Below are 14,690 nucleotides of genomic sequence, written 5' to 3' on the forward strand. Positions count from 1 at the left end.
TTGAAGGTAAAATCAAGTCAATCACTGACTTCGGTATCTTCATCGGCCTGGACGGTGGCATCGACGGTCTGGTTCACCTGTCAGACATCTCCTGGAACGCGACTGGCGAAGAAGCCGTTCGTGAGTACAAAAAAGGCGACGAAATCGCTGCTGTTGTACTGCAGGTTGATGCAGAGCGCGAGCGCATCTCTCTGGGCGTGAAGCAGTTGGCTGAAGATCCATTCAACAACTACATCACCCTGAACAAGAAAGGCGCTATCGTTAACGGTAAAGTAACTGCAGTAGACGCTAAAGGTGCTACAGTAGAATTGGCTGATGGCGTTGAAGGTTACCTGCGCGCTTCAGAAGCTTCACTGGACCGTATCGAAGACGCAACTCTGGTTCTGAGTGTTGGTGACGACGTTGAAGCTAAGTTCACCGGCGTTGACCGTAAGAACCGCGTTGTAAGCCTGTCTGTTCGTGCTAAAGACCAGGCTGATGAGAAAGAAGCTATCAACACTGTTAACACCAAACAGGAAGAAAGCAACTTCTCTAGCGCTATGGCTGAAGCGTTCAAAGCGGCTAAAGGCGAGTAATCGACCCGAGGCACCGGACGATGTAAGTCGTCCGGTTTCGGTAAAAGCTGTCATACCTTTCCCATTAAGGATTAACCGGAGGTTACATGACCAAGTCAGAACTTATTGAAAGACTTGCTGGACAGCATACTCATATTCCGGCGAAAGTCGTTGAGGATGCAGTTAAAGAGATGCTTGAGCACATGGCCACCACGTTGGCACAGGGCGAGCGCATTGAAATCCGGGGATTCGGCAGCTTTTCTTTGCACTACCGCGCACCGCGCACTGGTCGTAACCCGAAAACGGGCGACAAAGTGGATCTGGAAGGTAAATACGTTCCCCACTTCAAGCCGGGCAAAGAATTGCGTGACCGTGCAAATATCTACGGCTAAGCCGTTACCGAACGACAAAGCGACACCTCTGGGTGTCGTTTTTTTTTGCTCTAAATTCGTTGTTGTGAATCTGATTCCTAAACCCACATCAACAATGAAAGCCACTTCGATTTTTTGGCATCCGCAATCCAGCTCTCCCCATTCCTGAAAGCTATTCCTGCCAATTGCACGCAAACTGGTGCCCATTGCGGGAGAAAAGTGATGCGTATAACAGGGATTGCAGTAGCCAGAATCATGATCCTGGCGGCGCTACCATTGGGTTTGTTACCTCAAATACCGACCATGGAAATGATCGCTGTGATGGTGCTACTAGCACTTATTGTGGCATCCCTGCCTTGGGCTGGGCTGCGTCTTATTGGCATGGGTATCCTGCTTCTGGCGTGGGCGCTATTGGAAGCGAGACAGATGCTGAATGTGATTGACCAGTTTTCAATGGCGCCAGCCGAAGTGACGCTGCGTATTGTTGATGTGAAGGAAAATCAACAGCAATTTAAAGCCCAGATTATCCGTGTGGGTGAGCGATATCAGTTCCCGCCGTTGTTTGTCAGTATCAATGCGGAGCCAGGTGTATCGGGGTATTGTGCAGGGCAGCGCTGGAAAATGACCTTACGTTTGCGTGCAGTGCATGGTCGCTTGAATGAAGGCGGGTTTGATGCTCAACGTTTTGCGCTGGCAAACCATACGCCTTTGCAGGGGAGAATCATTAACCAGCTGGCGGAATCGGTAGATTGTAATTTGCGAACGCAGGTTATGCGCCATCATCAACCTCTTTTTGAACACCTGCAACAACCTGCCATTTTGCAGGCGCTGGCTTTTGGCGAACGTGAGAACATGACCAAAACTCAGCGACAATTATTACGTGAGACCGGAACCGCACACTTAATGGCGATTTCCGGTATGCATATTGCGCTTGCGGCCAGCGTTGGCTGGATGTTGGTTCGTGGCTTGCAGCTGCTGCAGCCTGCGCACACCATCGGTTATCTGCTGCCACTGATGGGGAGCATCATTACCGCGACAATCTACTGCTGGCTGTCGGGCAGCCATGCGCCAGCACAGCGCGCGCTGGTCGCGCTACTACTGTGGACAACGATAAGAATCGCTGGCTGGCAGTTAACAGGCTGGCAGATTTGGACACTGTGCATGGGTGTACTGCTTTGGCTTGATCCCCTCACCGTCTTATCTGCAAGCTTTTGGCTCTCTGCTCTTGCCGTCGCCATGTTAATCATCTGGTTCCAGTGGTTTGCCTTGCCGGATCGATACCGTCAGGCCTGGCGCTGGCTGCCGCTGAGATTGCTGCACTTACAACTCGGCATGATGATACTGATGGCTCCTCTGCAAATTTTTTTATTTCAGGGAATCAGCCTCAGTGCACTGGCCGCTAACCTCATCGCGGTGCCTGTGGTATCGCTTTTCACCGTGCCATTGATACTGCTGGCGCTTTTGCTGCCCATACAACCCATCGCTTCGGTACTGTGGCGGTTGGCGGATTTTTCTGTCAATCAGGTGATGCAGGGCCTGGCATACTTGCCAGCAGGATGGTGGCCGTTAAATGATGCCTTGCCGGCAGTGGCCCTGCTATGGGGCGGTTTATTTATGTGGCGCAGTGGTTTGCTGAATAACACGCTGATGCTTTGCTGCGGCTGCGCACTGGCATTTCTGTTATGGCGTCATCAGTCTGAACAAGATGACTGGCAGATTGATGTGCTGGATGTGGGCCATGGTCTGGCGATCGCGATTACACAGGGTAATGAAGTGGTGTTGTACGATGCGGGTCCACGCTGGAATGAAGATGATGCGGGCGCGCGTGTGATACTGCCATGGTTACTGTATAAGGGACGACAGCTAAACACGGTGGTGGTAAGTCATAAGCATCTGGATCATCGGGGTGGGCTGAATTCACTGCATCAGGCCAATCCCAATATGATGATCCGCAGTGCATTGGGTGAAGCGGGACATTTACCCTGTCAGCGAGGAGAGCAGTGGCAATGGGGCAAACTGACCTTTACGGCACTCTGGCCGCCCGCAGGGAATACGCAAGGGCAAAATAATGACTCTTGTGTCGTACGCGTAGACGATGGAGCTGTCAGCCTGCTGCTCACCGGGGATATTGAGTCAGAAGCAGAAAGAAAATTGGTGGCATTAGAGAAAACCCAGCTCACCAGCACGTTAATGCAGGTCCCTCATCATGGTAGCCGAACCTCTTCGGGGCCTTTACTGTTACGTAGTGTTGCAGGAAAGGGCGCGGTGGCGTCGGTGGCGCGCTATAACGCCTGGCGCATGCCTGCCGTAGCGGTGGTTGAACGCTATCGCCAGCAGGGCTATCTCTGGTATGACACGGCACAATCCGGGCAGGTCCACATTGGTATTCGGCAGGGTGAATGGCAGATTAAGGGATTGAGGGAGCAAATAAAACCTCGCTGGTATCATCAGTGGTTTGGCGTCAAACGTGAATCCAGGTAGAATGAGCGGCTATTTCAAACAGCGTGAATAAATAATGCATCAAGACAAAGATCTCTCAACGTGGCAGACGTTCCGCCGACTCTGGCCGATGATTGCGCCGCACAAAGCAGGACTGTTTGTGTCTGCGGTGGCGCTGATTCTCAATGCGGCCGGCGATACCTTAATGCTGTCGCTGTTGAAACCTTTACTGGATGATGGCTTCGGCAAGGCCGACCGCTCCGTCATGCTTTGGATGCCACTGGTGGTGATTGGCCTGATGCTGGTGCGTGGCGTGACCAGCTACATCTCCAGTTATTGCATCTCTTGGGTATCGGGCAACGTGGTCATGAATATGCGCCGCCGCTTGTTTGGTCACATGATGGGCATGCCCGTGGCGTTCTTTGACCAGCAATCAACCGGCACATTGCTGTCACGCATCACTTATGATTCCGAGCAGGTTGCTTCGTCCTCTTCCAGTGCACTGGTGACGGTCGTACGTGAAGGCGCCTCGATCATCGGCCTGTTTATCATGATGTTCTACTACAGCTGGCAGCTGTCATTAATTTTGATTGTCCTTGCGCCAATTGTTTCCTTTGCGATTCGCACAGTGTCCAAACGCTTCCGCAGCATCAGTAAAAACATGCAGAACACCATGGGACAAGTCACCACCAGTGCTGAACAGATGCTGAAAGGGCACAAAGAGGTGCTGATCTTTGGTGGTCAGGATGTTGAAGCACAGCGTTTCTCCCAGGTGAGCAACAAAATGCGCCAGCAGGGCATGAAACTGGTTTCGGCATCTTCCATTTCCGATCCGGTCATTCAGCTGATTGCTTCTCTGGCACTGGCATTTGTGCTCTACGCCGCCAGTTTCCCCAGCGTGATGGAAACTCTCACCGCCGGTACCATCACTGTGGTGTTCTCATCGATGATTGCCTTGATGCGTCCACTGAAGTCGCTGACTAACGTCAATGCCCAGTTCCAGCGCGGTATGGCTGCTTGTCAGACCTTGTTCTCAATTCTGGATAGCGAACAGGAAATCGATAATGGCAAGCGTGAAATCACGCGTGCCAAAGGCGATGTCGAATTCCGCAATGTGACCTTTACCTATCCTGGCCGTGAAGTCCCGGCGCTGCGTGATATCAATCTGTCACTGCCCGAGGGCAAAACCGTGGCATTGGTAGGACGCTCAGGATCGGGTAAATCGACCATGGCGAGCCTATTGACCCGTTTCTACGATATCGACTCCGGTGAAATTCTGCTGGATGGCCACGATCTGCGTGAATACACCCTGCGTTCGCTGCGTAATCAGGTGGCGCTGGTATCTCAGAATGTTCATCTGTTCAACGACACCATTGCCAATAACATTGCTTATGCACGCAATGGAGAATACACCCGCGAGCAGATTGAACAGGCAGCGACTATGGCGCACGCCATGGACTTTATTAAGAAGATGGATAACGGTCTGGATACCGTGATTGGTGAGAACGGCGTGTTGCTGTCAGGTGGCCAGCGTCAACGTATCGCCATCGCGCGCGCATTGCTGCGTGATTGCCCGATTCTGATCCTTGATGAAGCGACCTCAGCACTGGATACCGAATCCGAGCGCGCGATTCAGGCCGCACTGGATGAGCTGCAGAAAAACCGCACTTCGCTAGTGATTGCGCACCGCCTGTCGACCATCGAAAAAGCCGATGAAATCGTGGTCGTTGAGGATGGTCGTATCGTTGAACGCGGTACGCACAGCGTGTTGCTGGCCGAAAAGGGTGCCTATGCACAGCTTCACAAACTGCAGTTTGGTCAATGATTGAACGCATCTGGAGCGGGCGCTCGCCACTGTGGCTGCTATTGTGGCCACTGAGTTTGCTGTATGGCGCAATCAGCAGTTTGATTCGCCTCAGCTATCAGCGTGGCTGGCGTAAAAGCTGGCGTGCGCCCTGTCCGGTGATTGTGGTAGGTAATCTGACGGCTGGCGGCAACGGTAAAACGCCGGTGGTGATTTGGCTGGTTCAGGCACTGCAACAGCGTGGCCTGCGCGTTGGCGTTGTCTCACGCGGCTATGGTGGAAAGGCTGAGCGTTATCCACTGCTGGTGACGGCCGATACCCCGACATCACAAGCCGGCGACGAGCCGGTATTAATCGCGCAGCGTACTCAGGCGCCGGTAGCCGTCGCGCCTCAACGCCGTATGGCGGTAGAAGGACTGCTGGCCGCACAGGAACTGGATGTGATTATTACCGACGACGGGCTGCAACATTACGCGTTGCAGCGCGATCGTGAAATTGTGGTAGTGGATGGTGTCCGTCGCTTCGGTAATGGCTGGTGGCTGCCCGCAGGTCCGATGCGTGAGCGCGCATCCCGGCTGCAAAGCGTCAATGCCATCATCGTCAATGGTGGAGAGGCGCAAGCCGGTGAGATCGCCATGACGTTGCGTCCCGGCAAGGCGATCAATCTGGTGAACGGTGAGACAGCCAACCTCGATCAATTGCCAGAAACGGTGGCGATGGCCGGCATTGGGCATCCGCCGCGGTTCTTCAAAACGTTGCAACAGCACGGCATCCAGCCGGTGGCAGAAATCGCGTTTGCCGATCACCATGCTTATAGCAAAGAAGAGTTACAGCGTTTGACGCAGACTCATCAATGCCTGCTGATGACCGAAAAAGACGCAGTGAAATGCCGTAGTTTTGCACGTGACAACTGGTGGTATCTACCGGTTGATGCCGATCTGTCGGGGGCGTCCCTGGATGCTTTACTCGCCGATGTGACCCAACTCTGCACGACTGCGCGCGACACCCGTTCGCGCTAAACCTGCTCAAAGGGAATCGAGTCATGACCACAACATCTTCCCTTTCACTCCAAACTGCTCGTCATTTACACCTGGCTGCTCAGGGGTTGTTACGCCCACCGAGCCGCCGCGCCCGCCTGTCCGATATCCATGCCTGCGTGCGGCAGATGTCATTACTGCAAATCGACACCATCAATGTCGTCGCCCGTAGCCCTTATCTGGTGCTGTTCAGCCGCCTTGGCGCTTATCCCACACAGTGGCTGGAAGAAACATTGGCCTCCGGTGCGCTTTTTGAGTATTGGGCGCACGAAGCCTGTTTCATCCCCTTCGAAGATTACCCGTTGCTACGCCATCGCATGCTGGAGCCGCAGCGGCTGGGATGGAAATATAACGAGCAGTGGGTAAACGAACATCAGCAGGAAATCGCTGCCTTACTCAATCACATCGCCGAAAATGGCCCGGTACGCGCGGCTGATTTTACCAGTGATAAGCACACTAAACCCGGCTGGTGGGCCTGGAAACCCCACAAGCGGCATCCGGAAAACTTGTTCAGCGCAGGTGAGTTAATGGTGGTCGAACGACGTAACTTCCAGCGGGTGTACGATCTGCGCACCCGCGTGATGCCTGATTGGGATGACGAACAGCATGCAGTGAGTGAATCTGATGCGGTACTGGCGATGCTACGACACAGTGCCCGCAGTCTCGGTATTTTTCGTGCCAGTTGGTTGGCCGATTACTATCGGCTGAAGCGTGCACCCCTGCAATCCTGGATTAAGGATGCCGAAGCACAAGGCGAAATCGTGTGCGTTGAGGTAGAACAGCTCGGTGAGATGTGGCTGCATAAGAGCTTGTTACCTCTGCTGGATAAAATGCCCAGCGCCACCCACACGGCCTTGTTGTCACCGTTCGATCCGGTGGTATGGGATCGCCGGCGCGCTCTGGAGTTGTTTAATTTCGATTACCGCATTGAGTGCTATACCCCTGCTGAGAAGCGCGTCTATGGTTACTTTGTTCTGCCGGTGTTACACCGAGGTGCACTCAAAGCGCGTATTGATGCAAAGATGGACCGCCAGGCACAGCAGCTGATTATTCGTGCATTTTGGCTTGAGCCCGGCGTGCGTGTTACCCAGGCCTTTATGAATGATGTGCAAAAAGCCATCAGTCGCTTTGCACAGTGGCAAGGTGCCGATGAGGTCATCGTTGAAAATGTCCCAGCCGAACTGCTTGCTGCCTGGACGCATCGTTGGGTTATCAACGATTGAGTTCATCGTAATAATGCCGCGCCCGGCGCACTGTGCTTCGGGTGCGCTATGGTATGCTAGGCGCCTGACAAATCGGTGCTGAAAGGAGAAAATTATGGATCACCGTTTACTTGAGATTGTTGCCTGTCCGGTTTGCAACGGAAAACTGTATTTCAACAAAGAGCAGCAGGAGCTGATTTGTAAACCAGACGGCCTGGCTTACCCGGTGCGCGATGGCATTCCGGTATTGCTCGAAGTGGAAGCGCGTACGCTGTCTGTTGAAGAGATCCATCCATGAGTTTCGTCGCCATCATTCCGGCGCGTTATGCATCAACGCGCCTGCCCGGCAAACCGCTGGTGGATATTCACGGTAAACCGATGGTGATACACGTGATGGAGCGCGCACGCGAGTCGGGCGCCGATCGCGTAATTGTGGCGACCGATCACCCCGAGGTTGCTGCAGCGGTAACCGCTGCCGGTGGCGAAGTGTGCATGACGCGCGCGGATCACCAGTCGGGCACCGAGCGCCTGGCAGAAGTGATTGAGAAATATCAGTTTGCCGATGACACCATTATCGTCAACGTGCAGGGCGACGAGCCGATGATTCCGGCAGAAATCGTACGTCAGGTCGCCGATAATCTGGCGCAGGCTGATGCAGGGATGGCGACATTAGCCGTGCCGATTACCGACGCTGAAGAAGCGTTTAACCCCAATGCGGTTAAAGTGGTGATGGACGCGAAAGGCTATGCGCTTTATTTCTCACGCGCCACCATTCCATGGGATCGCGAGCGCTATGCGAAATCGCGCGAACAGATTGGTGACACTTTGCTGCGTCACATTGGCATTTACGCCTATCGCGCTGGCTTTATCCGTCGTTACATTGCGTGGGAACCTTGCCCGTTAGAGCACATTGAATTGCTGGAGCAGTTGCGCGTGCTGTGGTACGGCGAGAAGATTCACGTTGCCGTAGCGCAAACCGTGCCAAGTGTTGGCGTGGACACACCAGAGGATCTGGTCCGTGTTCGTGCGGCCATGCAGGGGTAAAGCCCGACCGGCCAGCCGCTCGCGCTGGCCATAAAGTTTGATCTGGCGCTAAGTTTCGCGCCACCATGACCTCCAGGATAGTGAAGTCAATTGACTGCGGAGGATAACGCATGGAACAGCTCCGTTCAGAACTGGCGTTGATACTGGGTGAAGGTATCAGCCGCCTCGAAACCATTAGCGAACAGGCGCAGTCGCGGCTGTACGCACTCTATGACAACGACGGTAAACCGATGCCGCTGGTGGCGAAGTATTTTCGTCATCAAGGCCGTGCGGCGCTGGAAGCCAAAAAACTCACCATGTTGGGCCATGAGGGACTGGTCACAGTACCTGCGGTTTTTGGCCTGGTGCTGAGTCAGCAGCCGCCGGTACATGAAATGCTACTGATGGCGCGATTCAATGGCGTCTCCGCCGAAGCGCCAGCGCGCACCGCCGTGCGCTGGGAGCAACTGTGTGAGCAAATTGTCGAGGGTGTACTCGGCTGGCACCGTATCGACAGCCACGGATTAGTGGGAAGGGTTGATAGTGTCCAGGAAAACAACTGGCCAGCCTGGTATCGCCAGCGCATCGAGGTGCTGTGGGCCACGTTGGGCTATCTGTCACCGCCATTTTTCACATTGGAAGATCGGCAGATCCTGTACCGCAGCCGACAGCAGTTAACTCATCTCTTCAAAGACTTCGACGATCCCTGCGTGCTGATGCACGGCAACCTGCGTTTATCCAGCATGCTGAAAGATGCATGCAGTGACCAACTGGTAGCGATGATGCAGCCAGGCAATATTCTCTGGGCTCCGCGTGAGTATGAATTAATCCGGCTGGCAGATAGCGGGGCTGAAGCCTCACTGCTGCAGCATTACCTGCAACGCGCGCCGGTTTCTGAAGGCTTTATCTGGCGGCGCTGGCTGTATCAGCTATGGGATTGTGTCGATACGTTGGTAAGCAGCGGACAGTTTGACCGTCCGCGCTTTGATCATGCCCGCGAGCAGTTACTTCCCTGGCTCGGATGACAGCAAATCATCGCCACGCAGCCGTTGCCAAATCTGGCCCAGGGTTTCATAAATCGCACGTTCACTGTGACCCAGCCACATTGGCGATGGCAACATGCGGTCCCAGGCGCTGATTGGCGAGGTAATCGCGAGCTGATTGGCCGGTGCGGCGATGGGGTTCAGACCTGCGCTCAGGAAAAAATGCATTGCACGTGGCAAGTGGTTCGCCGATGAGACCAGCAGGAAAGGGTGATTGCCGATAGTTTGTTTGACGGCCAGCGCTTCTTCGCCCGTATCATGTGGTTGGTCCAGCGTGATAATCGCCGACCGTGGCACTCCCAGACTTTCGGCTACCTCTGCCGCCACGCTGGCGTTGCTGCGGGGGTTGTATCCAGCAGCAGCGCCAGTGAAAATCATTTTTGCTTGTGGATTCCGACGCCATTGGCGCACACCTTCTGTTACGCGCGGCAGGCTGTTGTTGAGCAAATTAGAACTTGGTGCCCAATTCGGATTGAAGGTGTAGCCACCGCCCAGCACGACGATATAATCCACCGGTTCGCTACCGTTCCAGGTTGGATAATGCTGTTCGATGGGGCGCAACAGACGATCGGCAACGGGTTGCAAGCTGAGCAATAAAAGCAGCAGCCAACTCAGAGAGATCAGGATTTTGCCGCCTTTTTGCCAACGGCTAAACCAGAGAAGTAAAAGTCCTACTGCCATGAGCAACAACAGCAGTGGTAAAGGTAATAACATCGCGCCAATCCATTTCTTTAAGGCAAAAAACATCGAAATTTGCTCCTTTTGTCCGAAAAAACAGCAGCCAGACAGTTACTGTGGCGTGAAAGGTTCATTCTTGTTGAGCCTGTGACAAAATAGCACAAGTTGAATGCAGCACAGTGGAGCCATCATCATGCAGGATCGTAACTTTGACGATCTGGCGGACAAATTTTCGCAGAACATTTATGGCACCCGCAAAGGGCAGGTACGGCAGGCGATCCTGTGGGACGAACTGGATGCGCTGTTACCGACACTGCCTGAAGGCGCACTGTCAGTGCTGGATGCCGGCGGTGGCGTAGGACAAATCTCCTGTGGATTAGCGGCACGTGGCCATCAGGTGCTGTTGTGCGATCTCTCCGCGGAGATGTTAAAGCTGGCTGAAGCGCATGCGCACACCGAGGGTGTGAGCCACAACATGCAATTCAAACAAATTAGCGCGCAGCAGGTGGGCGAACATTTGGATCAGCCGGTTGATCTGGTATTGTTTCACGCTGTGCTGGAGTGGGTGGCAGAACCGGAAGTGGTGCTGCGTGCCTTGTGGCACACGCTGAAGCCCGGTGGCGTGCTGTCGTTGATGTTTTACAATGCGCATGCCCTGACGTTCCGCACCCTGCAACTCGGCAATTTCGGCTATCTGCGTGCCAATATGACCAAACGCAAAAAGCGTACGCTGTCACCGGATTTCCCGCGCGATCCTCAGGACGTCAATCGCTGGTTAAGTGATGCGGGCTTTGAAATTGAACAGCGTGCAGGCATTCGCGTGTTTTGTGATTACATGAAACCGCCACCGCCCGGCGTCGTCAAAAGCGTTGAAGAGATTATTGAGATGGAACGGCGCTACTGTCGTCAGGAGCCCTTTTTAAGTTTAGGGCGCTATATCCACGTGACCGCGCGCAAACCCAGGTAGAAGGATCAACTATGAGCGAATTTTCCCAGACGGTCCCCGAATTGGTGGCATGGGCGCGCAAGAATGACTTTTCACTTGCGTTGCCGGTAGAACGTCTGGCTTTTTTGCTGGCTATCGCCACCTTAAACGGTGAGCGCATGGACGGTGAAATGAGTGAAGGTGAACTGATCGATGCGTTTCGTCACGTCAGTAAAGCCTTTGAGCAAACCCATGAAACCGTGCAGGTGCGTGCCAACAACGCCATCAATGACATGGTGCGTCAGCGTCTGCTCAATCGCTTTACCAGTGAGCTCACTGAAGGCCACGCGATTTACCGTCTGACGCCGCTGGCCATCGGCATTACCGACTACTACATTCGCCAGCGTGAATTTTCCACGCTGCGCCTGTCAATGCAGCTGTCGATTGTGGCGCAAGAACTGAAGCGCGCCGCAGATGCCGCCGAAGAAGACGGTGACGAATTCCACTGGCATCGCAATGTCTTTGCCCCGCTGAAATATTCCGTGGCCGAGATTTTTGACAGCATCGACATGACGCAACGTCTGATGGATGAGCAGCAACAAGCGGTGAAAACCGATATTGCGGACCTGCTCAACAAAGACTGGCGTGCCGCGATTTCAAGCTGTGAACTGCTGCTGTCCGAAACCTCCGGCACACTGCGTGAACTGCAGGATACGCTGGAAGCGGCGGGTGACAAATTGCAGGCCAATCTGTTGCGCATTCAGGATGCTACGCTGAGCAGCCCGGATTTGGGCTTTGTCGATAAGCTGGTGTTTGACCTGCAAAATAAGCTGGACCGCATCATCAGTTGGGGTCAGCAGGCCATCGATTTGTGGATTGGCTACGACCGCCACGTACATAAATTTATCCGTACCGCTATCGACATGGATAAGAACCGCGTCTTCGCGCAACGTTTACGCCTGTCGGTGCAGAACTACTTCGACCAGCCTTGGGCATTGACCTACGCGAATGCCGACCGTCTTTACGATATGCGCGATGAAGAGATGACGCTGCGTAATGATGAGGTGATGGGCGAACTGCCGCCAGAGATGGAGTACGAAGAGTTTAACGAGATTCGTGAGCAGCTTGCCGCGATGATCGAAGAAGCATTGCAGATTTATAAGCTGGAGCAAAAGCCGCTCCATCTCGCTACGGTGATGCGCGATTATCTGGCGCAATACCCGCGTGCGCGCCACTTTGATTTGGCGCGTATCGTCATCGATCAGGCAGTACGCCTCGGTGTCGCCGAAGCTGATTTAGCCGGTCTGCCGGCAGAATGGCAGACTATTAATGATTACGGAGCCAAGGTGCAGGCACATGTCATCGACAAATATTGAACAAGTGATGCCAGTTAAACTGGCGTTGGCACTGGCAAACCCGATTTTCCCGGCGCTCGATAGCCAGTTACGCGCGGGACGCCACATTGGTATTGAGGAACTGGATAATCACGCTTTTCTGATGGATTACCAGGAGTACCTGGAAGAGTTTTATGCGCGCTACAACGTTGAGTTGATGCGCGCGCCGGAAGGTTTCTTCTATCTGCGTCCACGTTCAACGACGCTGATTCCACGCTCGGTGCTGTCCGAGCTGGATATGATGGTCGGTAAGATCCTGTGTTACCTCTACCTCAGCCCAGAGCGTCTGGCCAATGAGGGGATTTTCACCCAGCAGGAGCTGTATGACGAACTGCTGTCACTGGCGGATGAGAGCAAACTGCTCAAGCTGGTAAACCAGCGTTCGACCGGTTCTGACCTGGATCGGGCCAAGCTGCAGGAAAAAATGCGTGCTTCGATCAGCCGCCTGCGCCGCTTAGGTATGGTGTGGTACACGGGCAACGACAGCAGCAAGTTCCGCATCATGGAGTCGGTGTTCCGCTTCGGTGCGGATGTGCGCAGCGGTGACGATGCGCGTGAAGCACAGCTGCGTCTGATCCGCGACGGCGAAGCCATGATGCTGGAGAACAAAGCCGCGGCCAACGAGAGTGATGATGCAGATAACGACAATGACGTTGAAAGCGATGCGAATGATAACGCGGAGGATGAACAGGAATGATTGAACGCGGTAAGTTTCGTTCGCTAACGCTGATCAACTGGAACGGCTTCTTTGCCCGTACCTTTGATCTCGATGAGCTGGTGACCACGCTCTCCGGCGGTAACGGTGCGGGTAAATCCACCACCATGGCGGCTTTTGTCACGGCGCTGATCCCCGACCTCACCTTGCTGCATTTCCGTAACACCACCGAAGCGGGGGCCACCTCGGGCTCTCGCGATAAAGGTCTGCACGGTAAACTGCGCGCGGGTGTCTGCTATGCGGTGCTGGATGTGGTCAATTCGCGCCATCAGCGCGTGGTGGTCGGCGTGCGTCTGCAACAGGTTGCTGGACGCGATAAAAAAGTCGATATCAAACCCTTCAGTATTCATGGCCTGCCGACCGATTCGCAGCCGACCGATATGCTGACCGAAATCCTTAACAGCCGCCAGGCGCGCGTATTACCGCTGGCGGAAGTGAAAGAACGCGTTGAAGCGCAGGAAGGCGTGCAGTTCCGTCAGTACAACTCGGTTACGGATTACCACGCCGTCCTGTTCGAGCTGGGCGTGGTGCCGCGTCGTCTGCGCACCGCCAGCGACCGCAGTAAGTTCTATCGTCTGATTGAAGCCTCGCTGTACGGCGGTATCTCCAGCGCTATCACCCGTTCACTGCGTGATTATCTGTTGCCAGAAAATGGTGGCGTGCGCAAAGCCTTCCAGGATATGGAAGCCGCGCTGCGTGAAAACCGCATGACGCTGGAAGCGATTCGCGTTACGCAGTCCGATCGCGACCTGTTTAAGCATTTGATCTCTGAAGCTACCAGCTATGTGTCGGCAGATTATATGCGTCACGCCAACGAGCGTCGCATTCATCTCGATGGGGCACTGCAACTGCGCAATGAGCTGTTTACCAGCCGTAACCAGTTGGCTTCGGAGCAGTATCGCCACATCGAAATGGCGCGTGAACTTTCTGAGCACAACGGTGCAGAAAGCGATCTGGAAACTGACTATCAAGGCGCCAGCGATCACCTGAATCTGGTCCAGACAGCCATGCGTCAGCAGGAGAAGATCGAGCGCTATGATGCCGATCTCGAAGAGCTGACTTACCGCCTCGAAGAACAGAATGAAGTGGTGGCGGAAGCCCGTGAAGTGCAGGAAGAGAATGAAGCGCGTGCCGAAGCGGCTGAAATTGAAGTGGATGAGCTGAAAAGCCAGTTAGCCGATTTCCAGCAGGCACTCGATGTGCAACAAACGCGGGCCATTCAGTATCAGCAAGCGTTGCAGGCGCTGGATAAAGCGCGCGCGCAGTGTCAGTTGCCCGATCTGACCATCGATAATGCAACGGAGTGGCAGGAAACCTTCCAGGCACGCGAAGAAGAAGCCACTGAGCAGCTTTTGCGTCTGGAACAGAAACTCAGCGTGGCCGAAGCGGCGCACAGCCAGTTTGAGCAGGCCTTAGCGCTGGTGACCAGCATTGCCGGAGAAGTGAGCCGTCAGGATGCATGGCAAGTGGGACGCGACTTACTGCGTGATGCGGCTAACCAGCGT

General features: G+C 54.3%; 14 protein-coding genes. 13 read left to right on the forward strand and 1 reads right to left on the reverse strand.

Translation table 11 applies throughout. The features are described from left to right. The 9 genes from RT340_RS15715 to RT340_RS15755 all read left to right on the forward strand — a co-directional run. A partial coding sequence (locus tag RT340_RS15715; RefSeq protein ID WP_313377007.1) for a S1 RNA-binding domain-containing protein occupies positions 1 to 575 on the forward strand: 575 nt, incomplete at its 5' end. Positions 576 to 661: 86 nt separating this feature from the next. After that, complete coding sequence (gene ihfB, locus RT340_RS15720; RefSeq protein ID WP_003849360.1) at positions 662 to 946, forward strand: integration host factor subunit beta; 285 nt, start codon at positions 662 to 664, stop codon at positions 944 to 946. 201 nt (positions 947 to 1,147) lie between these two features. Continuing rightward, positions 1,148 to 3,406 (forward strand): DNA internalization-related competence protein ComEC/Rec2, encoded by a 2,259-nt coding sequence (locus RT340_RS15725; RefSeq protein WP_211728165.1) that lies wholly within the window; start codon positions 1,148 to 1,150, stop codon positions 3,404 to 3,406. 34 nt (positions 3,407 to 3,440) lie between these two features. Continuing rightward, complete coding sequence (gene msbA / locus RT340_RS15730; RefSeq protein WP_097119323.1) at positions 3,441 to 5,189, forward strand: lipid A ABC transporter ATP-binding protein/permease MsbA; 1,749 nt, start codon at positions 3,441 to 3,443, stop codon at positions 5,187 to 5,189. Then, positions 5,186 to 6,187, forward strand: a complete 1,002-nt coding sequence (gene lpxK, locus RT340_RS15735) for a tetraacyldisaccharide 4'-kinase (protein WP_211728166.1) — start codon at positions 5,186 to 5,188, stop codon at positions 6,185 to 6,187. Before msbA ends, lpxK begins: the two co-directional genes overlap by 4 nt. Before the next feature lie 23 nt (positions 6,188 to 6,210). Next, on the forward strand, positions 6,211 to 7,428 hold the full coding sequence (locus RT340_RS15740) for a winged helix-turn-helix domain-containing protein (protein ID WP_313377011.1): 1,218 nt from the start codon (positions 6,211 to 6,213) through the stop codon (positions 7,426 to 7,428). Positions 7,429 to 7,522: 94 nt separating this feature from the next. Continuing rightward, positions 7,523 to 7,705 carry a Trm112 family protein gene (locus tag RT340_RS15745; RefSeq protein WP_007887424.1) on the forward strand — a complete coding sequence of 61 codons (183 nt, stop codon included), beginning with the start codon at positions 7,523 to 7,525 and terminating at the stop codon, positions 7,703 to 7,705. Further along, positions 7,702 to 8,451 (forward strand): 3-deoxy-manno-octulosonate cytidylyltransferase, encoded by a 750-nt coding sequence (gene kdsB, locus RT340_RS15750; protein WP_034820546.1) that lies wholly within the window; start codon positions 7,702 to 7,704, stop codon positions 8,449 to 8,451. Before RT340_RS15745 ends, kdsB begins: the two co-directional genes overlap by 4 nt. A gap of 110 nt (positions 8,452 to 8,561) precedes the next feature. Continuing rightward, a complete protein-coding gene (locus RT340_RS15755) occupies positions 8,562 to 9,455 on the forward strand; it encodes a YcbJ family phosphotransferase (RefSeq protein WP_313377013.1) in 894 nt (297 codons plus the stop codon). Here the strand turns inward: RT340_RS15755 and elyC are convergent. Next, complete coding sequence (elyC, locus tag RT340_RS15760) at positions 9,435 to 10,220, reverse strand: envelope biogenesis factor ElyC (RefSeq protein WP_097119319.1); 786 nt, start codon at positions 10,218 to 10,220, stop codon at positions 9,435 to 9,437. The two genes, RT340_RS15755 and elyC, sit on opposite strands and share 21 nt — an antisense overlap. Before the next feature lie 124 nt (positions 10,221 to 10,344). Here elyC and cmoM point away from each other — a divergent pair, with 124 nt between their 5' ends. From cmoM to mukB, 4 genes are all read left to right on the forward strand, one after another. Further along, positions 10,345 to 11,118 carry a tRNA uridine 5-oxyacetic acid(34) methyltransferase CmoM gene (gene cmoM / locus RT340_RS15765; protein ID WP_211728168.1) on the forward strand — a complete coding sequence of 258 codons (774 nt, stop codon included), beginning with the start codon at positions 10,345 to 10,347 and terminating at the stop codon, positions 11,116 to 11,118. A gap of 11 nt (positions 11,119 to 11,129) precedes the next feature. Continuing rightward, a complete protein-coding gene (gene mukF / locus RT340_RS15770; RefSeq protein WP_034820534.1) occupies positions 11,130 to 12,452 on the forward strand; it encodes a chromosome partition protein MukF in 1,323 nt (440 codons plus the stop codon). Then, a complete protein-coding gene (gene mukE, locus RT340_RS15775; RefSeq protein WP_097119316.1) occupies positions 12,433 to 13,167 on the forward strand; it encodes a chromosome partition protein MukE in 735 nt (244 codons plus the stop codon). Before mukF ends, mukE begins: the two co-directional genes overlap by 20 nt. Continuing rightward, positions 13,164 to 14,690 (forward strand): chromosome partition protein MukB (mukB, locus tag RT340_RS15780; protein WP_313377018.1); only part of this gene is annotated, 1,527 nt, incomplete at its 3' end. The genes mukE and mukB, both read left to right, overlap by 4 nt.

It is taken from the genome of Pantoea sp. CTOTU50773 (assembly GCF_032082325.1).
GTDB classification, from domain to species: Bacteria; Pseudomonadota; Gammaproteobacteria; order Enterobacterales; family Enterobacteriaceae; genus Pantoea; species Pantoea communis.